A 23,389-nucleotide genomic window follows, 5' to 3' on the forward strand; every position below is an offset into this window, starting at 1 on the left:
TCTCTGAAGCCCACCAGCGACGATCCCCGGACCATGGCTGAACCAGATCGCGAAGCGAACCGCTTCTCCGCGCGCGCCGCCCGCTACGCCCGAGTAGGCGCCAATGTCGGCGGGGTCGCGGCCAAAATGGCCGGGCAGCGGCTTTTCGGAGCGAGCGGCGACGCCTCGAATGCCGCGTCGCTCGCGGCCGCGCTGGGCGGTCTCAAGGGCCCGATCATGAAGGTCGCCCAGCTGATGGCGACCGTCCCCGACCTCGTGCCGCCGGAATATGCGGCCGAATTGCAGAAGCTGCAGAGCGCCGCCCCGCCGATGGGCGCCGCCTTCGTGACCCGCCGGATGATGAGCGAACTCGGGCCGGATTGGCGCTCCCGCTTCGGCTCGTTCGACCTCAAACCCGCCGCCGCGGCGTCGCTCGGCCAAGTCCACCGTGCGACGTCACTGGACGGAGCATCGCTCGCCTGCAAGCTGCAATATCCCGACATGCAATCGGCCGTCGAAGCCGATCTCAAGCAATTGCAGCTCGTCTTCGCGGTCCAGCGCCGGATGAGCTCGATCATCGACACCCGCGAGATCGAGGGCGAAATCGGCGACCGGCTCCGGGAGGAGCTCGACTACGAGCACGAGGCCAAGAACGCCTCGCTCTATCGGAGCGTCCTCGAGTCCGTGCCCCTGGTCCGGGTCCCGGCCGTCCGGAGCGACCTCTCGACCAAGCGCCTGCTGACGCTCGACTGGCTCGAAGGCGAGAACATCCTGAACTTCAAGGAAGGCTCGCTCGAGATCCGCAACCGGCTGGCCGTCGCCATGTTCAAGGCCTGGTGGCACCCGGTCGCGCAGATCGGCGTCATCCACGGCGACCCTCATCTCGGCAATTACAGCGTCTTCTCCGAAGGCGGCGAGCCGGCCGGCATCAACCTCATGGATTACGGCTGCATCCGGGTGTTTCCGCCCCGGTTCCTGGCGGGCGTCGTCGACCTCTATTACGGCCTGCTGCATGGCGAGCGCGACCGCGTCGTCCATGCCTACGAGACCTGGGGTTTCCGACGGCTCTCGTCGGAGCTGATCGACATCCTGAATATCTGGGCGCGCTTCATCTACGGGCCCCTGCTCGAAGACCGGGTGCGGACGATCGCGGACGGCGTGAAGCCCGGCGAATACGGGCGGCGCGAGGCCTTCTCCGTCCATCAGGCTCTTCGCGAGAAGGGCCCTGTGACGGTGCCGCGGGAGTTCGTCTTCATGGACCGGGCGGCCGTCGGTCTTGGCGCCGTGTTCCTACACCTCAATGCGGAGTTGAACTTTCACCGCATGTTCCAGGCCGAGATCGAGCATATCGAGTTCGACGCCCTCACGGCTCGCCAGTCTGCCGCCTTGTCGGCAGCGGGCTTGCCGCCCGCCGGTGCTTGACAGATCTCGCTCAGAACAAGCCGTCTCATTGACAATGGTGGTCAAGGACTTATGTTGGCAATGTCGGAGCCGTCGGTTCGACAGCGCTTGATCGTGCGCGCGCCGACGCCTCGCCCCGAGCATCAAGCCACACATTGGGGTCGCGCGAGGCGGCCCGGCATGGTCATCCTCCCGAATGTCGTTTGCTGAACTCGGACTGAGCGAAAAAGTCCTCCAGGCGGCCGAGGCGGCCGGCTACACGACGCCGACGCCGATCCAGGCTGAAGCGATCCCCCACGTTCTGGCGAGGCGCGACGTCCTCGGCATCGCCCAGACCGGCACCGGCAAGACGGCGGCCTTCGTGCTGCCGATGCTGACTCTGCTCGAGACGGGCAGAGCCCGGGCCCGGATGCCCCGGACGCTTATCCTGGAACCAACGCGGGAACTCGCTGCCCAGGTCGTCGAGAATTTCGAGCGCTACGGGATCAACCACAAGCTGTCGGTGGCGCTCCTCATCGGCGGCGTGTCCTTCGGCGACCAGGACGTGAAGATCACACGCGGCGTCGACGTCCTGATCGCGACGCCCGGCCGCCTTCTCGACCATCAGGAGCGCGGCAAGCTGCTCCTGACCGGGGTCGAGCTTCTCGTCATCGACGAGGCCGACCGGATGCTCGACATGGGCTTCATCCCGGATATCGAGCGGATCGTGAAGCTCGTGCCCTTCACCCGGCAGACGCTGTTCTTCTCCGCCACGATGCCGTCCGAGATCCAGCGGCTCGCCGACAACTTCTTGCATAACCCGGTCAGGGTCGAGACGGCCCGCCCGGCGTCGGCTGCGACGACGATCACGCAGCGGCTCTACGCGACCGGGTCGGATGGACAGGAAAAGCGCGAGCGCCTGCGCGAGCTCATCCGGACGGCGCCCGACTTCAAGAACGCGATCATCTTCTGCAACCGGAAGACGGAGGTCGCGCTCCTCCACAAGTCTCTGAAGCGGCACGGCTTCAATGCCGCCGCCTTGCACGGCGATCTCGACCAGCGGGCCCGAATGGCGGCGCTCGACAGTTTCCGGACCGGCGAGGTGGCCCTTCTCGTCGCGAGCGACGTCGCGGCGCGCGGCCTCGACATCCCGGCCGTGAGCCACATCTTCAACTACGACGTGCCGCATCACGCGGAGGATTACGTCCACCGCATCGGCCGGACCGGGCGTGCCGGCCTCACGGGCCACGCCTTCACGCTGGTCGCTCCGGGCGACGAGCGTTCGCTCGCGGCGATCGAGAGCCTGATGGGCCAGACCGTCGCCTGGGAGGGACCGAAGCCCGAGGAAGGCGCGGAGCGCGAACGTCGCCCGCGCGGCGGTCGCGAGAGCCGTGGTGGCCGTTCCGGCTCTGCGAAACCAGACAGGGAGCGGGCTGCTTCGCCCCGTCGTGGCCGCGAGCGGGCGCGGGAACCCGGGGCAGAGCCCCTGCGCGAGCGCACGAAGGAAGCGGCTCCGGATCACGTCCAGGAGCGCTCACCCGAAGCGGCGGAAGCCCCGCGGCCGGCTCGAAGGCCCCGTCGCGAGGATGGGCCCGCCAGAGGCTCCGCCGATTCGCGTCAATCCGTAGGTTCGGTGCGGGCGCCCTCCCCTCCGCGCGAGCAGCGTCGGGCATCCTCGTTCGACAGCGACGGCGGTGCCTCGGTGGTCGGCCTCGGTGACCACGTGCCTGCCTTCTTGCTTCGTGCTTCCAAGCAGAAGCCGAGCGAGTAGCTGCCGACTTCTCGGCTTTAACGCATTGTTGGTGGTAGTCGGGACAATCTACTCGGACTACAGCCGCTGGTTGCTCACCGTAGCAGGGGCGCGATGGTGAGGGGTCCTCATGCACGCGGTCGATCGCACATTGTCGATCGGACATCGAGCGTCCGAGCTGATGGGTGCCTATTCCCGCTCGGCGTCGCCATGCGCCTATGAACTCTGGTACACCTACGTCACCTGCCTGAAACCTGCTCTGAACGAGGCCGTCAAGCGGCTCGTCGCGTTGCAGGAGCGGCTGAGCGGCGACGATGTCGACCGGCTCTACGAGGCCCATTTCGGCACCGATCGCCTGGCCCGCGGAACGGAGCAGGCAGGCTCCGGCCTCTTGCTCGAAATGGACCAGGTGATGGGCCTGATCGAGGCCGCCCTCGGCTCGTCGGCCCAATACGGCGCTTCGCTCGAGGTTCTGTCAGGCGACCTGCAACACCCGATGGAGCACAGCCGGCTGCGCGAGGTGGTGGGCTCGCTGGTCCAGGCGACCCGGGATATCTCGGACAGCAACAGGATCCTGGAGACCCGGCTGAGGGAATCAAAAGGCGAGATCGACGGACTGCGCCGGCTGCTGGACCAGGTTCGTCAGGAGAGCCTCACGGATCCGCTCACCGGGATCGCCAACCGCAAGCATTTCGAGGCGTCGCTGACCGAGAGTGTTGCCCGGGCCCATGCCGAGGGGTCCGCCCTCACGCTGATCGTGATCGACATCGACGAGTTCAAGCGCTTCAACGACCTCTACGGCCATCTCACGGGCGACCAGGTGCTTCGCCTCGTCAGCGGGGCGATGCGGGAGAACGTGGAGCCCGGATCCGTCCTCGCCCGCTTCGGGGGCGAGGAATTCGGCATCATCCTTCCCGGGACGGAGCAGCCATCCGCGCACGCGTGCGCGGAACGCATCCGACGCAATGTGATGAGCCGGGAATTGCTGAAGCGATCGACGGGCGAATCGCTCGGGCGCGTCACGGTCTCGCTCGGGATCGCCGTGATGGGGTTGAAGGATACGGCCGTGTCGCTCCTCGAGCGAGCGGACAGGTTGATGTACCGGGCCAAGCAGGCCGGGCGGAACCGGACCGTCGTCGAGGACGCTCTCGACCTCTCTCAGGCCGCCTGACGCCTACCTTCGCTTTCCAACGGTCGGTAAACCCGGGCGAGAACTGCCCTTCCACCGAGACCGCGACGTCAGGCGCGGGCGGAAACAAGCTCCGCCTTCACCGGCGTGATCGCGACCGACTCACCGCAGCCGCAGGCCGAGGTCTGGTTCGGGTTCCTGAACGTGAAGCCGGACGACATCTTGCTGGTTTCGAAATCCATCTCTGTCCCGAGGAGGAAGAGGACCGCCTTCGGGTCGATCAGGATCTTGACGCCACGATCCTCGACGACCTCGTCCTGGGCCCGGATCTCGTCGGCATATTCCATCGTGTAGGACATGCCGGCGCAGCCTCCATTCTTCACCCCGACGCGAAGCCCGGCGATCGGCTTCTCGGCCTTGGCCATGATCGACTTGACCCGGTTCGCCGCCGCGTCCGTGAGCGAGACAACCTTGAAGCCCGACATCTGATCTGTCCCAGCAGGCCAAACTTCGCCCGCGATCGTCTTATGTAGCGTCGGAGGGTTGAGATTTCAAAACCGACGGTCGCGCCCCTTTCAGGACGGCCGCTCGGTCCGCAGCCGATCGAGCAGGGCCCGTATCCTGGTCTCGGCCTCCTGCAGCAGTGCCATGTCCCGGCCCCGAACGATGATCTGGTTCGTGAAGCCGCCCGGCGAGTAGGACGGGTAGGAGCCGATCGACAGATCGGCATGGCTGGCCGCGATCTTGCCGAGCCCGGCCGCATAGAGCCCTTCCGGCAGACCGGTGGCCTCGATCGTCACGGCCGTGACCGGCACGCCCTTGACGAGCCCCGGGACGACGTTGTCCAGCATCGCCTGCATGATGGCCGGGACGCCTGCCATCACGACGACATTGCCGATGCGGAAACCAGGCGCGCGCGAGATCGGGTTCTCGATGAGGTCGGCACCCTGCGGGATGCGGGCCATCCTGAGCCGCGCCTCGTTCAGGTCCTCTCGCTTGATCCGCTGCAGCAGCATCTCGACGGCGCGCGGATCGACGTCGATCGGGACGCCGAAAGCCTTGGCGATGCAATCGGCCGTGATGTCGTCATGCGTCGGCCCGATGCCGCCGGTCGTGAACAGGTGGTCGTAGCGCGCCCGCAGCGCGTTCACGGCCGCGACGATCTCCTCCTCGACGTCGGGAACGACCCTCACCTCGCGGAGGTCGATCCCGAGCCCGGTGAGGTATTCGGCGACGTAGCCGATATTCTTGTCCTTGGTTCGGCCGGACAGGATCTCGTCGCCGATCACGAGCAATGCGGCGGTCACGGGAGTGTCGGTCATGCGGAGGTCCCGGCCGGAAGCGATGCTCCGGCGATGCGTTCGTAGACGAGGTTCAGCCGCGTCTTCGCGATCTCGCGATAGCCGTGCCGACGCAGAAGGGCCGGCAGATCGATCTGCCATTGCCGGACCCCGTCCTCGATGATCAGGAGCGACGGAAGCAGGGTCTCGGGAGCCTCGCCCAGAAAGGGGCCCAGCACGATGTCCTCGGCGCCCTCGACGTCGAGCTTGATCGCGTCGATCCGCGTGAACCCTTCCTCCCGGACGAGGTCGAGGAGGGTCTTGGCCGGAACGCGGATCGGCTCGGCGCCTTCGGCGGCCACGATCTTGACGCTGGATTCGCCACTGTTGCGGGCATCGATGAACAGCGTGACCTCTCCGGCCTTGTCCGCGATGGCGCAGGCGATCGCCTTGATATTCGCGAAGGCGTTCAGCCGGATGTTGTGGACGAGCCGGTCGAAGATGGCGGGCTGAGGTTCGATCGCCAGCACCTGGGCGGAGGAGCCGGCCCGGGAGGCGACGAAGAGCGAATAGGCGCCGACATTCGCGCCGATATCGATGAAGGTGAAGCCGTCGCGCAGCCGCGACGCCAGGATTTCGAGTTCCCTCGGATCGAAGCTCTGCGGCGTGAACAGCATGCGCTTCTCGCACACGTTGTTGTAGGGCCTGACCCTCATCCGCGCGCCGAGCGCCTCGATGTCGACGGGAGCGCCTCGCAGGCGCGACACGACGATGCGCCGGATCGCGATGACCGCCCGACGGGCGAGCCAGGAATCCGGGAAGGACCGCGTGGTCTCCACGGCCCAGCGCACGAAACCCGTGGGCGCGTAGGTGCCGAACGGCTTTGCTTCGTCCATGCCTTGTGCCGGGCGTCCAGTCCTGCCACATCGAGGACAGGCGTGCTCTTCGCATCACCCACTTGGCGTCGCAACCCTGGCGCCGAGAGAGCCGGACCCGTCGGGCCGGGAAGAGCGCCCCCGAAGCTTCGGCGATCGTGACGGATGAGCCAGGACGAAACCACGAAACTCGGGCAGCGGCGGGAAGTCGCGCCCCCTCTGCACGGGCCGGAAGCCTTCGCCGCGATGCGTCGTGCAGGGCGCCTGACCGCCGAGGCGCTCGATCTTCTGGTCGAGCACGTCCGGCCGGGTGCGACGACCCAGATCCTCGACCGGCTCGTCTCGGACTTCGCCCACGACCATGGCGCCTATTCGGCGACCCTGCTCTATCGCGGGTATCCGCACTCCATCTGCACCTCGATCAATCACGTCGTGTGCCATGGCATGCCGAACGACAAGCCGCTCCGCGACGGCGACATCCTCAACATCGACGTGACGCTGATCCTGGACGGCTGGCATGGCGATTCGAGCCGGATGTATTTCGTCGGCGAGGTGCCCCGGCGGGCCGCACGGCTCTGCGACATCACTCACGAATGCCTGACCCGGGGCATCGCCGCCGTGATGCCGGGCCGGACGACGAACGCCATCGGGGCGGCGATCCAGTCGCTGGCTGAGGCGGAGCGCTGCTCGGTCGTGCGCGACTTCTGCGGCCATGGGCTCGGCCGCGTCTTCCACGATTCCCCGACGATCCTGCATTATGTCGAGCCGAGCTATTCGGTGCCGCTCCGGCCCGGGATGCTGTTCACGATCGAGCCGATGATCAATCTCGGCCGGCCCCAGGTGAAGGTGCTGTCTGATGGGTGGACCGCGGTGACGCGCGACCGATCGCTCTCCGCGCAATTCGAGCACACCGTCGGCGTGACCGAGAACGGGGCGGAGGTCTTCACCTATTCGCCCAAAGGTTACCACAAGCCGCCTTACGATACGGCCTCCTGACGGCGATACTCGGGTCTGCCCGACCGGGTCCGCTCCGATGCCCTCCGACGACGCTCCCCCGCATTATCTCGGCCACCGCGACCGCCTCCGCGCGCGCTTCGCCGAGGCCGGCGGCGAGGCGCTGCCGGATTACGAGCTCCTCGAACTCGTCCTGTTCCGCTCGATCCCACGCCGGGACGTGAAGCCGCTGGCCAAGGACCTCGTGCGCACATTCGGCTCGTTCGCCGAGGTGTTGGCCGCCTCGCCTCAGCGCCTTCGCCAGGAGGGCGGTCTCGGCGAGGGCGTCGTCACGGATCTGAAGATCGTCGAGGCCGCGGCGCGGCGGCTGGCGCGCGGCGCGGTCGCGAAGCGTCACGCCCTCTCCTCGTGGAGCGCGGTCCTCGAATATTGCCGGACCACCATGGCCTTCGCCGACACCGAGCAGTTCCGGTTGCTGTTCCTCGACAAGCGCAACCTCCTGATCGCCGACGAGGTGCAGCAGACCGGCACCGTCGACCACACGCCGGTCTATCCGCGCGAGGTCGTGAAGCGCGCGCTCGAACTGGCGGCCACCGCCGTGATCCTCGTCCATAATCATCCGTCCGGCGACCCGACACCCTCCAGTGCCGACATCCGCATGACCCGCGAGATCGTCGAGATCGCGAAGCCGCTCGGCATCGCCGTCCACGACCACATCATCGTCGGGCGCGAGGGACATGCGAGCATGAAGGGACTGAAGCTCATCTAAAGTACGGGTATTCTCGGCCCGCTTCCCATGGAACGCGACTTGCCTCTAATCTCGCGTCAGCCCGACGGGATCCGCATGGCAACGACCGCCTTCGACGAGATGAATGGTTACACGAACGGAGGATCACCCTCGGTTCGCGCCGCCTATGCCCACCTCCGGAAGTGGCTGGACGAGACCCCGAACGAGACCTTCGACCTGCGCCGCAGCCAGGCCGAGCTGTTTTTCCGCCGGGTCGGAATCACCTTCGCGGTCTATGGCGACAACGACGCCTCGGAGCGGCTGATCCCCTTCGACGTGATCCCGCGCGTGCTCATGAAGTCGGAATGGGCGTTCCTGGAGCGCGGACTGAAACAACGCGTCCGGGCGATGAACGCCTTCCTGGCCGACATCTACGGCCCCCAGGAATGCATCCGGGCCGGCATCGTCCCGGCCGACTTGATCCACCGAAACCCGAATTATTGTCTCGAGATGCAGGGCGCCGCCGTCCCGCATGACGTCTACGTCCACATCGCCGGGATCGACGTGGTCCGCGTGGCCGAGAACGAGTTCTACGTCCTCGAGGACAATGCCCGCACCCCGTCCGGCGTCTCCTACATGCTGGAGAATCGCGAGGTGATGATGCGGCTGTTTCCGGAGCTCTTCGCGAACCATCGCGTGGCTCCGGTCGAGAATTATCCCGATGCCCTCCTGGCCACGCTGCGTTCGGTCGCTCCCGAAGCGCGTGGCTCCGACCTCGTCGTGGCTCTCCTGACCCCGGGCCGCTACAACTCGGCCTATTACGAGCACTCGTTTCTGGCCGACAAACTCGGCGTCGAACTCGTCGAGGCGACCGACCTCTTCGTTAAGGACGACGTCGTCTACATGCGCACGACCGAGGGCCCGACGCGCGTCGACGTCCTCTACCGGCGCATCGACGACGAGTATCTCGACCCGCTCGTCTTCAAGCCCGATTCCGTTCTCGGCGTCCCGGGCCTGATGGGCGCCTATCGGGCCGGGAACGTCACCCTCGCCAATGCCGTCGGCACGGGGGTGTCGGACGACAAGGCCGTCTACACCTACATGCCCGAGATCGTGCGCTTCTTCACGGGCGAGGACGCGATCCTGCAGAACGTGCCGAGCTGGCGCTGCCGGGAGCCCGACGCGCTGGCTCACGTTCTCGCCAATCTCGGCGATCTCGTCGTGAAGGAGGTCTCCGGCTCCGGCGGCTACGGCATGTTGGTCGGCCCTCACGCGACGCGCCGCGAGATCGACGAGTTCGGCCGCAAGCTCAGGCACCTCCCGGAAGGGTTCATCGCCCAGCCGACCCTGTCCCTCTCGACATGCCCGACCTTCGTCGCGTCCGGCGTCGCGCCGCGTCATGTCGATCTCAGGCCCTTCGTGCTGACCGGCGCCGACGAGATCCGCATCGTCCCGGGCGGCCTCACGCGCGTCGCGCTGAAGCCGGGATCCCTCGTCGTGAATTCCAGCCAGGGCGGCGGCACCAAGGACACGTGGGTGCTGGATGACGCCTGAGCCCGGCGCCGGTCGCCACCTCGACATGTCTTCGCAGCGCCCGACCGACTGACATCCCGCCGATGCTATCCCGCACCGCCGACAGCCTGTTCTGGGTCGCCCGATACACGGAGCGCGCCGACTTCATCGCCCGCACGCTGGACGCGACCGTTCGCCTGGCCGCTCTCCCGCAAAGCTATGCCGGCGCGCGCAACGAATGGGAGAGCGCCGTCGATTCGGCCGGCGACCTCTCCCTCTTCCGCAGCCATTACGGCCATGCGAACGAGGATACGGTTCGCGACTTCCTGGCCTTCAGCCAGCTCAACCCGTCCTCGATCCGGCATTGCCTCCAGATGGCGCGGGAGAATGCCCGGTCGGTCCGGACCGCACTCACCTCGGAGATGTGGGATGTGCTGAACGGAGCCTGGCTCGAGCTCAAGGCTTTCGACAACGGAATGAGCAGCGAGGAATTCTCCCGTTTCCTCGATTGGGTGAAGCGCGTCGCGCTGACCTTCGACGGCTCGGCCTATCGCACGATGCTCAGGAACGACGCGTTCTGGTTCACGCGCCTCGGCAACGCGATCGAACGGGCCGACAACACGGCCCGCATCCTCGACGTGAAATACCATCTGCTCCTGCCGGAATCCGAGGGGATCGGCGGCAGCCTCGACTATTTCCAGTGGACGACGATCCTGCGCGAGGTGTCGGCCCTCACCGCCTACCACTGGGTCTACCGGCAGAGCGTGAAGCCCTGGCTCGTCGCCGACCTCCTGATCCTGAACCGGCAGATGCCGCGCTCGCTTGCGAATTGCTACGAGATCCTGGTGCGGCACCTCGACCTGGTCGCCGAATCCTACGGACGGCGGGGCCCGAGCCAGCGCATCGCGTCCGGTCTCCTGGCACGCCTCTCGGCATCGCGGATCGACGGCGTGTTCGCGAGCGGGCTGCACGAGTTCATCGGCGAGTTCATCGGCGAGAACAATCGCCTCGGCGCCGCGATCGGCGAGCAGTATCTCAGCTGATCGCGAGTCATCGATGCGCCTCGCGATCATCCACGAGACGAGCTACCGCTACACCGAGCCGGCGCGCTCGATGCTGCAATATCTTCGCCTCACGCCCCGCGACCATGAAGGGCAGCATGTCGTGCGCTGGCGGGTCGAGCCGAGCGACGAGGGCAAGCTCGCGGCCGGCTCCGACCATTTCGGAAACGTGGTCCATACCTTCTCGGCGGACCAGCCCGTCCGCGAGCTGACCCTCAGGGCCGAAGGCATCGTCGAGACGAGCGACACGGACGGGATCGTGCGCAATGCCGTCGAACGCATGCCCGAGGCCTGCTTTCTGAGGGAGACCGTCCTGACCACGGCGGATGATGCGATCCGCGATTTCGCGGCAGGCCTCGGGGATTCGCGCGGGGACACGCTCGCGACGCTTCACCGCCTGCTGATGGCGATCAACGAGACCATCCGGTTCGACGTCGAGCCCACGAATTCGGGCACCAGTGCGGCCGAGGCCTTCGCGCTGAGGCGCGGCGTGTGCCAGGACCTCACGCATATCTTCGTTGCCGCTTCACGGCACCTTCACATTCCGTGCCGTTACGTGTCGGGCTACTTCCACCGGAACGATGGCGTGGACCAGCAGGACGCGGGACACGCCTGGGCGGAAGCCAAGGTGCCCTATCTTGGCTGGGTCGGGTTCGATCCGACGAACGGGATCGCGGTCACGGACGCCCATGTGCGGGTCGCGATCGGCCTCGACTATCATGGTGCCGCGCCGATCCGGGGCAGCCGGCGGGGCGGCGGGACCGAGAATCTGAGCGTCAGGCTGCTCGTCGGGCTCGCGCAACGCCAGAGCCAAAGCCAGATCCAGGCTCCGTCCGAGCCAGGCTCGAACATCAACTGAAGGCGGGAGCCTGAGGAGATCGCATGACGTATTGCACGGCCGTGCTCGTCGAAGCCGGTCTCGTGATGATCGCCGACACCCGCACCAATGCGGGGCTCGACAACATCTCGACCTATCGCAAGCTCAACCTGTTCCAGACGCCCGGCGACCGGGTGCTGACCCTCGCTTCGGCCGGCAACCTGTCCGTGTCCCAGACGGTCGTGAGCCTCTTGTCCGAGGGGCTCGAAAACCCCGCCACCGGAGAGGTGGAGACGATCCATCGTGCCCCGACGATGTTCCGGGCGGCGCAGCTCATCGGCCGCGTCATCCGGCATGTCAGGAATGTCGACGGGCCCGCGCTCGAAGAGGCAGAGGTCAGGTTCAACTGTACCTTCCTGTTCGGGGGGCAGATCGCGGGCGGCCCGATGCGGCTCTACATGATCTACTCGGCCGGCAACTTCATCGAATGCAGCCAGGATGCGCCCTTCCTGCAGATCGGCGAGCACAAATACGGAAAGCCCATTCTCGACCGCGCCGTGTATCACGGCACGGATCTGTACGACGCCCTGAAGATCGCGCTGATTTCCATGGACTCGACCATGCGGTCCAATCTCAGCGTCGGCCTGCCGATCGACATCGCGGTGGTCCGGCGCGACGCGATCCAGCCCGAACTGATCCATCGGATCGAGGTCGGCGAGCCCTATTTCCACGATCTCCGCGAGCGGTGGTCCACCGCCCTGCGGGCCGCCCATATGGCGATCCCGACACCGCCCTACGGTAAGCCCCAGGTTGTAGGCGGGCGGCAACGCAACGGCTTCTAAACGCTTGGAGCCTAGCGTCCGGTAGCCTCAAACGGTCAGGCGGAATGTCGAGCCACGCTGTCACCTCCGCCCGGTCTCATGGCGTGTTGCTCTCTCGGCTCTTGTGGCCGATGGCAGTGCTGTTCGGTGGAACGCTCTGGATCGTTTTCTCGACCATCCTGTGGACCAGCGACAGCGTGAACGAACTCGCGGTGGAGCGTCAGCGCGAGCAGCTCACCGTGGCGATCGACCACGGCCTCGGCCGTTTCCAGACCCGGCTGTCCGACTTCCTCTCCCGGCCCGGGATCCTCGAGGGCCTGACCGCCGCTCCGTCCACGGTGCAACGCAAGTCCGCCTTCGACGAGCAGATCGCGAGCCTGCGGGACCTCGACACCGTCGTCCTGATGACGCCGGATTGGATCCCGCTGGCAGGGCTCGATCGCGGCGCGGCCGTGACCCCGGGCAGCGTGGACCGGCTCCGAAGCCTCGCCGGCCCGGTGGTGGACGCCCTCCTCCTCTTGCGGGACAGTGACGGGAATCCGCCGCCCCGGCGTCTGGATGAAGCCGCCACTCGCCTCTTCTTCGACGGAGCGCAAGCCTACGCGGCGCTCGCGATGGCCGTGCAGGTTCCCGGTCCCGATAGCGCGCCACGGGCCGCCATACTCCTCGCCACCGAAAACGTCAGCATGGAAGAACTCCGCCGGATCCTGGCCTTCCCGGACATCGAGCAACTGACCATCTCGTCGAAACCACCCGCCGACGCGGGTGCATCGCTCGCGCTTCGGAACGCCGCCGGAGAGGTGACCGGCCAGATGAGCTGGTCCCCCAGCCGTCCCGGCGACGTCATGCGGCAGCGCCTCGTCCCCTTGACCCTCACCGGCCTCGCCATCGCCGTGGTGCTGTTCGGGATCGTCGCGGGCTATCTGCACCACCTCGCGCGCGACCTCGCGGCGACCGAGGCCCGCTCTCGCGACATGATCGGTCGTGACCCCCTGTCGGGTCTGGCCAACAGGCTGCTCTTCGGCGAGCGGCTCGACCGGGAACTCGCCCGACTGCCGCGGATGGACGGCGTGCTGGCCGTCCTCTTCATCGACCTCGATCGCTTCAAGGACGTGAACGACACCTACGGCCACCAGGTCGGCGACGACCTGATCCAGCTCGTGGCGGAGCGGCTGACCAACCTCGTGCGCTCGACCGACACGACCGCCCGTTTCGGGGGCGACGAGTTCGCGATCATCCAGACGGCGCTCCGCTCGAAGGATGATGCCGGCATGCTGGCGCGGCGCATTCTCGAGGCGCTGACGAAGCCCTTCGCACTCGCCGACAGTCAGGTGATCATCGGTGCATCGATCGGCATCGCGCTCGCTCCGGAGCACGGATCGGACCGGGAATCGCTGATGCGTCTCGCCGACGCCGCGCTCTACCAGTCGAAGGGCGAGGGGCGGAACCGGTTCAGCTATTTCCAGAGCCGGATGGACGAGACCCTCCGCATGCGCAAGCTCGTCGAGGAGGAGCTTCGGAACGCGATCGCCCGGAACGGCCTTGTGCTGCATTACCAGCCACTCTTCTCGTCGGACGGGATCGGGATCGTCGGCGTCGAGGCCCTGGTACGCTGGCCGCATCCCACCCGCGGGATGATCTCGCCTGCGGAGTTCATCCCGATTGCCGAGGAGCGAGGCCTCGTCATCCCGCTCGGCGAATGGGTTCTGCGGCAGGCCTGCGAGGACGGAAAAAGGTGGCCGGGCCTGCGGGTCGCTGTCAACGTCTCGCCGATCCAGTTCCGTCACCGGGATTTCGTGGAGAAGGTCGTCGCCCTGCTGGACGAGACCGGATTCGAGGCCGGACGCCTCGAGCTCGAGCTGACGGAGGGCGTCGTCGTCGAGGACGCGGACGCGGCCGAGAGCGCGATCATGGAGCTTCGGGCCCTCGGCATCCATCTGGCGCTGGACGATTTCGGCACCGGCTATTCGAGCTTGATCTACCTGCGCCGCTTCGCCTTCGACACCATCAAGATCGACCGGTCCTTCCTGGAGAGCATGGAAGCGACCGGCGAATCGGCGATCCTCGTTCACTCGATGGTGCATCTCGGCCGCGCGCTCGGGCTCACCGTCACGGCCGAGGGCGTCGAAACCCACGAGCAGCACCGTTTCCTCCAGGCGCTCGGCTGTCATCAGCTGCAGGGCTATCTGTTTTCGCGGCCGGTACCCGCCGCCGACATCGACGTGCTGCTGGCCGAAAGAGGCCTTCCGGTTCTGCCCGGCCCGCAGGGCATCGCCGTCGCGGCCTAGGAGCCGATCAGCCTCGCTCGAGCTCGAGGACGGCGCGCAGGCGAGTCTCCTCCTCCGCGCTCAGGGGCACGGGAGAGGCGGCGGCGAGCCGGCGTCGGCCGAGGAACAGATAGGCAGCGGCGCCGCCCACGATGAGGACGGGTCCGAACCACAGGATCAGCGTGCGCGGGCCGAATGGGGGCCGGAGCAGCACGAAATCCCCGTAACGCCGCACCACGAAATCCCGGACGGCCTCGTCGCTGTCGCCCGTCGTGAGCCGCTCGCGCACGAGGAGGCGAAGATCGCGGGCGAGCGGGGCTTCGGAATCGTCGATGGACTGGTTCTGGCAGACGAGACAGCGGATCTCGGCCGAGATCGTGCGGGCCCGCGATTCGAGCTTCGCATCGGGGAGAAGTTCGTCCGGCTGAACGGCGCCGGCGGGACTGGAGAGCAGCCCCCATCCGACGAGGCAGAGCCAAGCCCAACGGGCTGGACGGAGCCGCCCTCCCCGGCCCGCCCGGATCAACGGCCCGCCACCTCCGCCCGGAGACCGAGTTCCGAGGCGAGACGATCGAGGCGTTCCAGCGCGGCCGTGTCGCTCTTCAGGCCGTCTCTCGCCTGGGCGAGCCGGTGGAGCGCATCGTCGCGCCGGCCCAGGACCACGAATGACCTCACGAGCCGCGACCATTCCGCCTCGCTGCCGCCATTCGCAGCGAGTCGGTCGTCGAGCCCGGAGACCATGGCGGCGATGTCCGGCGTGACCGAATGGGGCGGCAGACCGGCGCTCGGCGAGGGCTGGCCCTCGAGACGCGCCAGGCGGGAGCGAACAAGCGACACCCAGGGTGCGTCCGGCTTCGCGTCGGCGAGCAACGCGCGATAGCCCGCGCGCGCGGCCTCGCCGTCACCCTGCTGCTCGGCGGCGAGCGTCAGGTAATAGCGTGCGGCCGGCATGGAGGCATCCAGTTCGAGCGTGCGCTTGAACAACGCCCGGGAGTCATCCTCGACGACGCCTTCCGCGGCACTCACCCGCGCCTCGCCCTCGCCCAGCAGTCGCTCGACCGTGTCGCCCCCGGATTTGCGGGCTTGCGCATAGGCGCGCGCCGCGTCGTCGAAACGCCCGGCCCGCAGGTAGATAGGGGCCAGGACGTCCCAGCCGCGTGCGTCGCCCGCATTGGCGGCAAGATGCTCCTCGATCCGGGCCAGGGCCGAGGCGACCTCCTTCGGGAGGGTCGGGGCGGTCGGGGCGGCCGCCACCCGGGCCGAGACCGGCTGGGCGGGCAGTTGGGGAGAGCCGAGCCCGCCATAGATGGCGAGGCCGGTGATGGGCACGATCGAGAGCGCCAGGGCGGACGCGGTGCGGCGGCGACGAAGCGCCGGCTCGGAGGTTGCGTCGACGGTGCTCGGCGCTTCGGCGGACGCCCTCAACAGGCGCCGGCTCGATTCGATGCGAGCCGCCTCGGCCTCGGCGGCGGCCAGGGTACCACGTGCCTGGTCCCGATCGATCTCGGCGAGCTGGTTCCGGTAGAACGGGACGTCGCTGCCGACCTCGGACGACGGCGCAGCCGACGTACCGGACAAGGGCCACAGGACGGCCAGGACGGCCGCCCCCGTCATCAACGCCAACACGATCCAGAGAGCCATCCCTCGACATACAACGCGCCGCGGCCGACCCGAAAGCGGCACGTGGCCACAGCGACAGCCTGGTCAGGCCGCGGGGACGGCCGGCAATTCGAGTTCCGCGCGGGCACCTCCCAGCCGGGACGCGCCCAGTTGCAGGCGGCCCCCGTAATGGCTGGACAGGTCCACCACGATCGACAGGCCGAGGCCGGAGCCGGGCTTCGTCTCGTCGAGCCGGCGGCCACGCTTCTTCGCCTCGGCGTGCGCCGATTCCGGCAGGCCCGGCCCGTCGTCTTCCACCACGACCCGGATCACGTGACGGCCGCGATCCTCTGCGAGTTCGATCGCGACCTCGACCCGGGACGAGGCCCATTTGCAGGCATTGTCGATCAGGTTGCCGGCCATCTCCTCGAAATCCTGGCGCTCGCCCCGGAACAGAGCCCCGTCCGGGACCGACACCAGGATCTCGAGCGCGCGGTCCTGGAAGATCTTGCCGAAGGTGCGGCGCAGAGCCTCCATCACGGGCGCGATCTCGGTCATGGTCCCGAGCGTCCCGGACAGCGCCGCGGTCCGGGCGCGGTTCAGGTAATGCTCGATCTGGTCGCGCATGAGTGTCGCCTGTTCGCGCACCCGCGACGACAGGTCGTCGGTCGGCCCGTCGGCCTCGTTGACGATGACGCTGAGCGGGGTCTTCAGCGCGTGAGCGAGATTGCCGACCTGGGTGCGGGCCCGCTCGAGGATCTCGCGATTGGCCTCGAGGAGGAGGTTCAGTTCGTCCGCCAGCGGCGCGACGTCGCCCGGATAGGCGCCCGAGATCCGCTCCGATTCGCCACGGCGGACGGCCGAGACCGCGCCCCGGAGTTCGATGAGGGGACGCAACCCGAACCGGATCTGCAGCAGCGTCGAGAGCCCGAGCCCGACGCCCAGCAGCAGGAAGGTCGCGATCAGCGCCAGGACGAAGCGGCGGAAGGCCGAGGAGATCTCGTCCGTCGGTCCCCCGACCCTGACGACGAAACGGCCGTCCTCGCCGAGGTCGATGTCGCGCTCGACCACGCGCAGGAGCCGGCCCTCCGGGCCCGACACATTGTCCTTGCGCACGTCGCCGAAGGGCCGGTCGGCCACGGCCGGCGCCAGCATCGGAAGCGGGTTGCCGATGAGCGAGCGCGACGAGCGCAGGTCCTTCGGCGGGGCGTCGACCCGCCCGACCTGCCAATACCAGCCGGAGAGCGGTATCTCGAAACGCGGGTCGCCAAGGGAACCGAGGTCGCGAGGCTGCCCGTCATCCGTGGCGACGAGGTCGGCCGCGAGATCGTTCGCGTAGACGAGAAGCCGTTCGTCGAAGGACCGCTCGGTGGCTCGAAGATACAGGGTCGAGAGGATCAGTCCCGCGACCAGCAGGACGAGGCCGCTCCAGAACAGGGACGAGACCGCAAGCCGGACCGCGATCGACCGTCCCGCGAGAAGCCGCATGGCCACGGCTCAGGATGGGGTGCCGGCCTTCTGATCCACGCTGTCGATCAGGTAGCCGAGGCCGCGCACCGTCTGGATCAGGTCCACGCCGAGCTTCTTGCGCAACCTGCCGACGAAGACCTCGATCGTGTTGGAATCGCGGTCGAAATCCTGGTCGTAGAGATGCTCGGTCAGCTCGCCGCGCGAGACGATGCGGCCGGACTGGTGCATCAGATAGGAGAGCAGCCGGTATTCGTGCGAGGTCAGCTTCACGGCATTGCCGTCGACGCTGACGCGGCCGGACCGCGTGTCGAGCCGCACCGCGCCCGAGACGAGTTCGCTCGTGGCGTGGCCGGCCGCGCGGCGGAGGAGCGCGCGGAGGCGGGCCAGGAGCTCCTCCATGTGAAAGGGTTTCGCCAAGTAATCGTCCGCGCCCGCGTCGAATCCCTGGACCTTGTCGCTCCAGCGGTCGCGGGCCGTTAGGATCAGGACAGGCATCTTCTTCCCGGCCCGGCGCCAGTTCGTCAGCATCGAGACGCCGTCGATCCCAGGCAGCCCAAGGTCCAGCACCACCGCGTCGTAGGGCTCGGTTTCGCCCAGGAACTGGCCCTCCTCGCCGTCGAAAGCCTTGTCGACGGCGTAGCCGGCATCGACGAGCGCGGCGGCGATCTGGCGGTTGAGGTTCTTGTCGTCTTCGACGAGCAGCAGGCGCACGGTCGGGTCTCGCTCTCAATGCACGTGGCGGACCTTGCCCGAAGGTGCGTCCACCGTCACGCGGACGACCCGGCCGTCGGGCCGCAGCACGGTGATGCGATAGACGAGCGCATCCGGATCGCGGCAGAGGGACGCGCGAAGCACGTCGGCGTTCGGGACGGCCCCCCTGGCCTTCCCGAGGGCCTCGGCCGGGGCGATCACCTTGTGCATCGTAACCGCTTCGGCCGCATCTCCGGAGGACAGGCAGGCCGTCTCGCGGTGAGGTTTCGGGGGCGGGGCCGCGCCGGCCGCGGAGGCGGCGAGGACCCATGCCAATCCGAAGGCTATGGAGAAAACGCGCATTGGACCTCAATAGAGGTTGCGGCCTGAATTGCCGGTGAACGTCCTGCGGGCCAGGGTTGGCACGAAGCAGGCGAGGAGTTCGGATGGACAAGATCGTTGGCGTCGTGGCGCTGATTGCCGTGCTGTTTCTGATCGGCCGCGGACTCCCCGGCCGGGTCTGGCCCGTGATCCTCGCCGGGACGCTGGCCGTGATCCTGGTCGTCGTCCTCGCCGAACAGAATGGCTGGTGGCCGGCAAGCTGGAAGGTCCGCTGACCGATAGCGCCAGGGTCACGGAGCCGGCGGACCTTGCCCGTGGTGGAGGAGGAACCGCTCCAGGGCGCGCGTGAGGCGGTCCTTGTCCCGATCCTGCTCGGTCTCGACAAGCGTCTCCATGGCTGCCGCGACCCGGTTCACGGCCTCGGCCAGCGCGGCGACGGTCAGCGTATCGGCGAGCATCGAAGACGGCGCGGACAAGCCGGAGACGACGGTCCGGGAAGCGCCGGTCAAGGCTTCGAGCGTCTGCGCCCGGTAGCGGCGGTCTTCCACGATCCAGCTCCGGAGCGGGACGAGGACGGCCATCAGCACCGCGACGGCCGCGCCGGCGACCTTGATCCAGCTCTCCGCGTCAGGCAGCAGGCTGTTCACGGTTCCGCCTCCGTCGCCTAACGCCCAAACTGTCCGACAGGACCGCATCCCGGGCCGCGCGGCTCGATGCATGCAGCTCCGCGGCCGCGAGGGCGCCGTAGATCAGGCCCGTCGGAAAGGGGGGCGCGGCGAGCGCGAAGCCGACCGCCAGCGCCGTGTAGAACAGGAAGCCGCCGGCGCAGCCCGCCACCCGGACGAGGGGGGCCGCGCGGATGCGGCCGTCGTGCCAGAGGGCCGCGAGGCGGGCAGCCGCGACGACGGCGGCAGCGGCACCCGTCGCATCCTCCGACGCGAAGGCCTTGATCACGCGGTAGGACGGCAGCGCGAAGGTGTCGCCTCCGGCCAAGAGACAGGCGCCGAACAGGGCCATGACGCAGGCGAGCCAGAGTTCGGTCCAGCGCGTCGGGCCGTACGGGAATGGGCGCTCGATCAGACGTCCGGCCGCAGGATTGGCCAGGGCGAGGCGCGGATGGGGGTCGCCGGTGCCGGGCCGCATCGGTCAGCCCTCCCCCGAGCCGACGACCTTGTCGCTCGAGGCGGAGGCCGCGACTGTCGCGTCGGTGACGATGGCCCGGACCTCAGGCAGAGCCGCGGCGGAGGCGAGGAGCCCGGCGCCACGGCGCTCGTAGAGTGCCCAGCCCGCGCCGATAATGATAAGGATCGCGCCGACGAGGTCGTTCAAGGTCACGGCGTCGAACCAGCCGCGCGACACGAAGGTGCCGCCGCCGACCAGCATGATCTGGCGGAGGATGGAGAAGATCTGTTCTCGGGTCATGTTGGGCTCTCCTCGAGCTTCAGGATGCGGGTCGCACGGCCCGGAGGGCCGCGGCCGCCCGGAGGGCGGCAGCCAGGGCGCCGGCGGCGTCGCGCGGCGGGTCGGTGCAGACGGCGTCGATCACGGCCTCCGCCTCGTCGAGCGCGGCAGTCGCACCTCCGGACGCGAACAGGTCCGCCATGGCGAGCCCCGCCCGGAGGGCCGCGCAGGACCGGGCGAGCTGGACCAGGGCGGTCTCGACCTTGGCGCCCAGGCTCGCCGTCCGGGCTCCCGGGCCTGGCAGGCCGATGCATCCGGCGAGCGCGCACGAGAGCGCGGCCGCCGCGATGACGCGTCGTTTCATGCTGATCTCCTGATGGTTGGATGAAGGGTGGGCGAGCGCGAGCGGGGAGCCTCGCTATGCGGCCTCGAGCAGAGCCGCCGTCCGGGCGCGGACGATGTCGCCGCAGGCGAGTGGGCCGACGACCGAGTGGTCGAAGGAGAGGCGCGCGATGTCCCACTTGCCGCGCTGGGCGATGCCGAGCGTCGGCTGCACCTCGGCGTGGCTCAGGACCGTGTTCCGCGCCACGCGGATGCCGTAGCGGCGGCAGAGATCGCCGAGGACTCGCGGGAGGGCGTCCCATTGGGCGCGCGTCATCGGGAAGGGGCCCGAGCTGAACGGGCTCGGGATCGCCCCGCCCATGCAGCAGAGCGACACGCCGATCATGCCGCCGTTGCCGTTCAGCGTGTGGGCGGCATAGCCCGGCTTGATCGGGACGGCATTCGAATCGATCGTCGGGATGCCGCGGACGAGCCGGCCGTCATCCTCGATCAGCAGGTGGTAATGCTGGCGGTCGAGATCGGTCGCCTCGTGGGCTCCGGCCGTCCAGTGGACGACGATGCCCTTCATCCGGCAATCCGGCATCCAGGCGGCCGGCACGCGACCGGGCGGCGCGGCGACCGGCGGCTCTCGCGTCCCAGGCAGCCCGAACAACTCGGCCTCGGTGACCGGCCCGACGATGCCGTCCACGAGGAGGCCGCGCCCCTGCTGGAAGGCCCGGACCGCGGCGTCGTAGAGCGGCCCCGGAAGGCCGTCGGCCGCACCGGCCTTGTAGCCCTGCGCGACGAGCGCCCGCTGGATGAGCTTCACGCGATCCATACCATCTCCGCACAAGAAAAAGCCCGGCGCGAGGCCGGGCGGGACAGGACGGGCGAGTTGTGCTAGCCAGAGGGCGAGGTTGGCAGTCTGCCCTCGCGGCACTGGTATCAACCGACCTCGACGAGGCGGCTTCGGCCGCCTCTTTTTTTGCGGGATCCCATGGCCAGCAAGACGACCTTCGTGGTTCAGGGTTTCGAGCTGAAGCGGAAGCGACTCGTCCCTGGACAGAGGGACGTCGCCCCGACGCAGGGGGGCGCCCTCAAACGCGCCGAGGCGCTGGCGACCCGCCTGCCGGGCGCGGCCGCCCTGTGCATCGTGGCCGACGAGGAAACAGGCGAGCTCTTCACCGCGACCATCCTCGGGACCTTCGGCGAGATCCCGGAAGGTTTCGCCGAGAGCCTGCTCGACGGCTGAGGCGCCGTCAGGCCGCGAGCCGCGCCTCGATCGCGGCGAGACGGGCCTCGATTCCGGCCAGGGCGGCCTCCTGCCCGCGGGCGATGAACAGCGCGAGCTGATCGGTCCGGAACCGGTATTCGCTTCCGGCGGGCCGGGCCGGGATGCCGGGCCGGCCGTCGGTCGCGGGCTCGGTCTCGCTGCCGTCCTCGGCGATGACGGCCGCGCGGGCCTCGAGCGGCGGAAGCTCCGCGCAGGCCTCCCATTCGTCGTAGCAGATGAAGGCCTCGGCGACGGGATCGAGGCCGTGGGCGGCCAGGATCCGCATCGCGCGCTGAACCGTCAGGCCCGTATGGGTGCGGGCCGCCGCCTCTCCCTTCTCGGCGATCGAGGAGAGGAACTTGAACGAGCCGATCGCCGCCGCAAGGTCGCGGGCGGCCGCGATCCGGGGGGCATCGAAGGGCTGCACCTCCGTCTTCAGGCGGGCGTCCGAGGTCGTGACCGTGCCGGTCGGCGTGAAGACGGTTCCGTGAAAGGTCGCGTTGCCGCTCGCCCGCATGACGCTGAAGCCCGGGCCGAGATACACTCCCGCGTCGCTGTAGCGCGACAGCGTGTAGTTCGAGCCGGCATTGCTTCCGGTCTCGCCGGTGCCGTCCGAGAAGAAATGGAACCAGCGGCTCGTCCCGCCGACCGAGATGGACATGCCCATCGTGGCCGGGGCAGCGGAGGCCGCGAAGGTCAGGAAGGGTCCGGCGCTGTTCAGCACGAGCCCCCCGAAGCTGGGCGTGACCGTAGGCCCGAGCCCCACCTCCGTTGCCGAGCCGGCGACGACCGACTTCCCGCTCGCGCGGGCATAGGCCGCGATGCGCCAGCTGCCGGCGGCATCGGACACCGCATGGGCGACGTCGTTCGCCGCCGTCGTGATGTTCGCCGCGCCCGGCAGGATGAGCGTCGTCGCGTTGTGGGTGAGCGTGAGCGCTCCCGTGAAGACGAGGATGCGCTCCTTGCTGGCCGCCGATCCGAAGGACGTGATCGCGGTCGTCCCGGTGACGAGGATCTTCCGGCTGGGGAGCGATCCGATATCCGTCGTCGCGGCCGAGGCGACCGTCGTGAAGGGCGACGTGAAATCGAGGCTTCCGGTGCCGGCATCGAGGCTCAGCGCGGTGCGCCAGGTCGTCCCGTCCGGGCTCACCTTGACCGACAGGTTGTCGGAACCGATCAGCCCCAATTCGAGCCGTCCGGAGAAGCCGGTCTGGAACAGGAGCGAGACGATGTCGGAGGCGGCTTCCTTGTTCAGCGTGTAGCGGAGATCGCCGTCGCCGCCCTCGGCGACGGACCTCGCGGTCCACAATGCCTTGTTGAGCTTGGCCGCGAAGGGGTTCGTGGCGTCGGCGGTCGTGCCGATGCAGAGCCGGCCGAGATTCTGGATCGCGGCCAAGGCCGAGGTGAGCGAGGTCCAGGCGGCGCCGTCGAAGACGTAGAGCAGGCTCTCGTCCAGCACAAAGGCCATGAAACCGGGTTTCGGCGCGAAATACCTCCAGCCGAACCCCTGCTGCCAGCACGCGATCAGGGTCGCCTTGCCCGACCAGGCGCCGGTGGCGCCGGACGGCACGATGTAGCGCTGGCCCGCGACGGGAGAGCCGGGTGGGACCGTGAGGTCCTTGTCCGCGACCGCGCATTGCAGCAGCGCGTCGATCGCGAGGAGGCCCTCGTTGTGGGTGACGTGTTTCTGGGCTTGGGCGGCCGCGATCAGCGGCAAAGCCAGGTTCGGCGTATCCTGCAT

The 23,389-nt window shown here is 68.3% G+C and carries 26 protein-coding genes; 12 read left to right on the forward strand and 14 right to left on the reverse strand.

Annotated features, from left to right (window positions below; genetic code table 11):
- The first annotated feature begins 33 nt into the window (after nt 1-33).
- From ACFE87_RS04295 to ACFE87_RS04305, 3 genes are all read left to right on the forward strand, one after another.
- On the forward strand, nt 34-1,401 hold the full coding sequence (locus ACFE87_RS04295) for an ABC1 kinase family protein (RefSeq protein ID WP_375458383.1): 1,368 nt from the start codon (nt 34-36) through the stop codon (nt 1,399-1,401).
- Between the two features lie 175 nt (nt 1,402-1,576).
- Entirely contained in the window at nt 1,577-3,130 is a 1,554-nt protein-coding gene (locus ACFE87_RS04300) for a DEAD/DEAH box helicase (RefSeq protein WP_375458384.1), read from the forward strand.
- A gap of 160 nt (nt 3,131-3,290) precedes the next feature.
- Entirely contained in the window at nt 3,291-4,280 is a 990-nt protein-coding gene (locus ACFE87_RS04305; RefSeq protein ID WP_375458385.1) for a GGDEF domain-containing protein, read from the forward strand.
- Between the two features lie 68 nt (nt 4,281-4,348).
- Here the strand turns inward: ACFE87_RS04305 and sufA are convergent, their stop codons facing one another.
- From sufA to ACFE87_RS04320, 3 genes are all read right to left on the reverse strand, one after another.
- On the reverse strand, nt 4,349-4,723 hold the full coding sequence (gene sufA, locus ACFE87_RS04310; RefSeq protein ID WP_375458386.1) for a Fe-S cluster assembly scaffold SufA: 375 nt from the start codon (nt 4,721-4,723) through the stop codon (nt 4,349-4,351).
- 90 nt (nt 4,724-4,813) lie between these two features.
- The gene (locus tag ACFE87_RS04315) at nt 4,814-5,560 is read right to left on the reverse strand and encodes a competence/damage-inducible protein A (RefSeq protein ID WP_375458387.1); all 747 of its coding nucleotides are present in this window, start codon (nt 5,558-5,560) and stop codon (nt 4,814-4,816) included.
- Entirely contained in the window at nt 5,557-6,414 is an 858-nt protein-coding gene (locus ACFE87_RS04320) for an FkbM family methyltransferase (protein WP_375458388.1), read from the reverse strand. The genes ACFE87_RS04315 and ACFE87_RS04320 overlap by 4 nt, the downstream gene beginning before the upstream one ends.
- Nucleotides 6,415-6,558: 144 nt before the next feature.
- On the opposite strand from ACFE87_RS04320, the gene map reads away from it, so the two are divergent.
- The 7 genes from map (at nt 6,559) to ACFE87_RS04355 (ending at nt 14,573) form a co-directional block, all read left to right on the forward strand.
- Entirely contained in the window at nt 6,559-7,389 is an 831-nt protein-coding gene (gene map, locus ACFE87_RS04325; RefSeq protein ID WP_375458389.1) for a type I methionyl aminopeptidase, read from the forward strand.
- Nucleotides 7,390-7,426: 37 nt separating this feature from the next.
- Nucleotides 7,427-8,116, forward strand: coding sequence for a DNA repair protein RadC (gene radC / locus ACFE87_RS04330; RefSeq protein WP_375458390.1), 690 nt, complete (start codon nt 7,427-7,429; stop codon nt 8,114-8,116).
- A gap of 75 nt (nt 8,117-8,191) precedes the next feature.
- The gene (locus tag ACFE87_RS04335) at nt 8,192-9,628 is read left to right on the forward strand and encodes a circularly permuted type 2 ATP-grasp protein (RefSeq protein WP_375458391.1); all 1,437 of its coding nucleotides are present in this window, start codon (nt 8,192-8,194) and stop codon (nt 9,626-9,628) included.
- Nucleotides 9,629-9,690: 62 nt separating this feature from the next.
- The gene (locus ACFE87_RS04340) at nt 9,691-10,629 is read left to right on the forward strand and encodes an alpha-E domain-containing protein (RefSeq protein WP_375458392.1); all 939 of its coding nucleotides are present in this window, start codon (nt 9,691-9,693) and stop codon (nt 10,627-10,629) included.
- A gap of 13 nt (nt 10,630-10,642) precedes the next feature.
- The gene (locus ACFE87_RS04345) at nt 10,643-11,506 is read left to right on the forward strand and encodes a transglutaminase N-terminal domain-containing protein (RefSeq protein ID WP_375458393.1); all 864 of its coding nucleotides are present in this window, start codon (nt 10,643-10,645) and stop codon (nt 11,504-11,506) included.
- A 23-nt stretch (nt 11,507-11,529) separates the two neighbouring features.
- On the forward strand, nt 11,530-12,306 hold the full coding sequence (locus ACFE87_RS04350; protein ID WP_375458394.1) for a peptidase: 777 nt from the start codon (nt 11,530-11,532) through the stop codon (nt 12,304-12,306).
- Between the two features lie 110 nt (nt 12,307-12,416).
- A complete protein-coding gene (locus tag ACFE87_RS04355; RefSeq protein ID WP_375458395.1) occupies nt 12,417-14,573 on the forward strand; it encodes a putative bifunctional diguanylate cyclase/phosphodiesterase in 2,157 nt (718 codons plus the stop codon).
- A gap of 7 nt (nt 14,574-14,580) precedes the next feature.
- On the opposite strand, the gene ACFE87_RS04360 is transcribed toward ACFE87_RS04355, so the two are convergent.
- From ACFE87_RS04360 to ACFE87_RS04380, 5 genes are all read right to left on the reverse strand, one after another.
- The gene (locus ACFE87_RS04360) at nt 14,581-15,078 is read right to left on the reverse strand and encodes a cytochrome c-type biogenesis protein (protein WP_375458396.1); all 498 of its coding nucleotides are present in this window, start codon (nt 15,076-15,078) and stop codon (nt 14,581-14,583) included.
- The gene (gene ccmI, locus ACFE87_RS04365; RefSeq protein WP_375458397.1) at nt 15,075-16,193 is read right to left on the reverse strand and encodes a c-type cytochrome biogenesis protein CcmI; all 1,119 of its coding nucleotides are present in this window, start codon (nt 16,191-16,193) and stop codon (nt 15,075-15,077) included. The genes ACFE87_RS04360 and ccmI overlap by 4 nt, the downstream gene beginning before the upstream one ends.
- Before the next feature lie 63 nt (nt 16,194-16,256).
- Nucleotides 16,257-17,639, reverse strand: coding sequence for an ATP-binding protein (locus tag ACFE87_RS04370; RefSeq protein WP_375458398.1), 1,383 nt, complete (start codon nt 17,637-17,639; stop codon nt 16,257-16,259).
- Between the two features lie 9 nt (nt 17,640-17,648).
- Complete coding sequence (locus ACFE87_RS04375) at nt 17,649-18,332, reverse strand: response regulator (protein ID WP_375458399.1); 684 nt, start codon at nt 18,330-18,332, stop codon at nt 17,649-17,651.
- 15 nt (nt 18,333-18,347) lie between these two features.
- Nucleotides 18,348-18,674, reverse strand: a complete 327-nt coding sequence (locus tag ACFE87_RS04380; protein ID WP_375458400.1) for a PepSY domain-containing protein — start codon at nt 18,672-18,674, stop codon at nt 18,348-18,350.
- A gap of 83 nt (nt 18,675-18,757) precedes the next feature.
- Between ACFE87_RS04380 and ACFE87_RS04385 the strand changes: the two genes are divergently transcribed.
- Nucleotides 18,758-18,928 carry a hypothetical protein gene (locus ACFE87_RS04385; RefSeq protein WP_375458401.1) on the forward strand — a complete coding sequence of 57 codons (171 nt, stop codon included), beginning with the start codon at nt 18,758-18,760 and terminating at the stop codon, nt 18,926-18,928.
- Nucleotides 18,929-18,943: 15 nt separating this feature from the next.
- Here the strand turns inward: ACFE87_RS04385 and ACFE87_RS04390 are convergent, their stop codons facing one another.
- The 5 genes from ACFE87_RS04390 to ACFE87_RS04410 are packed head-to-tail and all read right to left on the reverse strand — an operon-like array spanning nt 18,944 to nt 21,213.
- Nucleotides 18,944-19,300, reverse strand: a complete 357-nt coding sequence (locus ACFE87_RS04390) for a hypothetical protein (protein ID WP_375458402.1) — start codon at nt 19,298-19,300, stop codon at nt 18,944-18,946.
- Nucleotides 19,281-19,796 (reverse strand): hypothetical protein, encoded by a 516-nt coding sequence (locus tag ACFE87_RS04395; protein WP_375458403.1) that lies wholly within the window; start codon nt 19,794-19,796, stop codon nt 19,281-19,283. Before ACFE87_RS04395 ends, ACFE87_RS04390 begins: the two co-directional genes overlap by 20 nt.
- 3 nt (nt 19,797-19,799) lie before the next feature.
- Nucleotides 19,800-20,075, reverse strand: coding sequence for a hypothetical protein (locus ACFE87_RS04400; protein WP_375458404.1), 276 nt, complete (start codon nt 20,073-20,075; stop codon nt 19,800-19,802).
- A gap of 19 nt (nt 20,076-20,094) precedes the next feature.
- Nucleotides 20,095-20,418, reverse strand: a complete 324-nt coding sequence (locus ACFE87_RS04405; protein WP_375458405.1) for a hypothetical protein — start codon at nt 20,416-20,418, stop codon at nt 20,095-20,097.
- 54 nt (nt 20,419-20,472) lie between these two features.
- The gene (locus ACFE87_RS04410; protein ID WP_375458406.1) at nt 20,473-21,213 is read right to left on the reverse strand and encodes an N-acetylmuramoyl-L-alanine amidase; all 741 of its coding nucleotides are present in this window, start codon (nt 21,211-21,213) and stop codon (nt 20,473-20,475) included.
- Nucleotides 21,214-21,372: 159 nt separating this feature from the next.
- On the opposite strand from ACFE87_RS04410, the gene ACFE87_RS04415 reads away from it, so the two are divergent.
- Complete coding sequence (locus ACFE87_RS04415) at nt 21,373-21,627, forward strand: hypothetical protein (RefSeq protein ID WP_375458407.1); 255 nt, start codon at nt 21,373-21,375, stop codon at nt 21,625-21,627.
- Between the two features lie 7 nt (nt 21,628-21,634).
- On the opposite strand, the gene ACFE87_RS04420 is transcribed toward ACFE87_RS04415, so the two are convergent.
- Nucleotides 21,635-23,389, reverse strand: a complete 1,755-nt coding sequence (locus ACFE87_RS04420; RefSeq protein ID WP_375458408.1) for a DUF2793 domain-containing protein — start codon at nt 23,387-23,389, stop codon at nt 21,635-21,637.

Source organism: uncultured Enterovirga sp. (assembly GCF_964242715.1).
Lineage (GTDB): Bacteria > Pseudomonadota > Alphaproteobacteria > Rhizobiales > Beijerinckiaceae > Enterovirga.

What these genes read in the sequence shown, in the direction of transcription:
- ACFE87_RS04295 (WP_375458383.1), top strand. Translation starts at nt 34, where the DNA reads ATGGCTGAACCAGATCGCGAAGCGAACCGCTTCTCCGCGCGCGCCGCC.
- ACFE87_RS04300 (WP_375458384.1), top strand. Translation starts at nt 1,577, where the DNA reads ATGTCGTTTGCTGAACTCGGACTGAGCGAAAAAGTCCTCCAGGCGGCC.
- ACFE87_RS04305 (WP_375458385.1), top strand. Translation starts at nt 3,291, where the DNA reads ATGGGTGCCTATTCCCGCTCGGCGTCGCCATGCGCCTATGAACTCTGG.
- sufA (WP_375458386.1), bottom strand. Translation starts at nt 4,723, where the DNA reads ATGTCGGGCTTCAAGGTTGTCTCGCTCACGGACGCGGCGGCGAACCGG.
- ACFE87_RS04315 (WP_375458387.1), bottom strand. Translation starts at nt 5,560, where the DNA reads ATGACCGACACTCCCGTGACCGCCGCATTGCTCGTGATCGGCGACGAG.
- ACFE87_RS04320 (WP_375458388.1), bottom strand. Translation starts at nt 6,414, where the DNA reads ATGGACGAAGCAAAGCCGTTCGGCACCTACGCGCCCACGGGTTTCGTG.
- map (WP_375458389.1), top strand. Translation starts at nt 6,559, where the DNA reads ATGAGCCAGGACGAAACCACGAAACTCGGGCAGCGGCGGGAAGTCGCG.
- radC (WP_375458390.1), top strand. Translation starts at nt 7,427, where the DNA reads ATGCCCTCCGACGACGCTCCCCCGCATTATCTCGGCCACCGCGACCGC.
- ACFE87_RS04335 (WP_375458391.1), top strand. Translation starts at nt 8,192, where the DNA reads ATGGCAACGACCGCCTTCGACGAGATGAATGGTTACACGAACGGAGGA.
- ACFE87_RS04340 (WP_375458392.1), top strand. Translation starts at nt 9,691, where the DNA reads ATGCTATCCCGCACCGCCGACAGCCTGTTCTGGGTCGCCCGATACACG.
- ACFE87_RS04345 (WP_375458393.1), top strand. Translation starts at nt 10,643, where the DNA reads ATGCGCCTCGCGATCATCCACGAGACGAGCTACCGCTACACCGAGCCG.
- ACFE87_RS04350 (WP_375458394.1), top strand. Translation starts at nt 11,530, where the DNA reads ATGACGTATTGCACGGCCGTGCTCGTCGAAGCCGGTCTCGTGATGATC.
- ACFE87_RS04355 (WP_375458395.1), top strand. Translation starts at nt 12,417, where the DNA reads ATGGCAGTGCTGTTCGGTGGAACGCTCTGGATCGTTTTCTCGACCATC.
- ccmI (WP_375458397.1), bottom strand. Translation starts at nt 16,193, where the DNA reads ATGGCTCTCTGGATCGTGTTGGCGTTGATGACGGGGGCGGCCGTCCTG.
- ACFE87_RS04370 (WP_375458398.1), bottom strand. Translation starts at nt 17,639, where the DNA reads ATGCGGCTTCTCGCGGGACGGTCGATCGCGGTCCGGCTTGCGGTCTCG.
- ACFE87_RS04380 (WP_375458400.1), bottom strand. Translation starts at nt 18,674, where the DNA reads ATGCGCGTTTTCTCCATAGCCTTCGGATTGGCATGGGTCCTCGCCGCC.
- ACFE87_RS04385 (WP_375458401.1), top strand. Translation starts at nt 18,758, where the DNA reads ATGGACAAGATCGTTGGCGTCGTGGCGCTGATTGCCGTGCTGTTTCTG.
- ACFE87_RS04395 (WP_375458403.1), bottom strand. Translation starts at nt 19,796, where the DNA reads ATGCGGCCCGGCACCGGCGACCCCCATCCGCGCCTCGCCCTGGCCAAT.
- ACFE87_RS04400 (WP_375458404.1), bottom strand. Translation starts at nt 20,075, where the DNA reads ATGACCCGAGAACAGATCTTCTCCATCCTCCGCCAGATCATGCTGGTC.
- ACFE87_RS04405 (WP_375458405.1), bottom strand. Translation starts at nt 20,418, where the DNA reads ATGAAACGACGCGTCATCGCGGCGGCCGCGCTCTCGTGCGCGCTCGCC.
- ACFE87_RS04410 (WP_375458406.1), bottom strand. Translation starts at nt 21,213, where the DNA reads ATGGATCGCGTGAAGCTCATCCAGCGGGCGCTCGTCGCGCAGGGCTAC.
- ACFE87_RS04415 (WP_375458407.1), top strand. Translation starts at nt 21,373, where the DNA reads ATGGCCAGCAAGACGACCTTCGTGGTTCAGGGTTTCGAGCTGAAGCGG.
- ACFE87_RS04420 (WP_375458408.1), bottom strand. Translation starts at nt 23,389, where the DNA reads ATGCAGGATACGCCGAACCTGGCTTTGCCGCTGATCGCGGCCGCCCAA.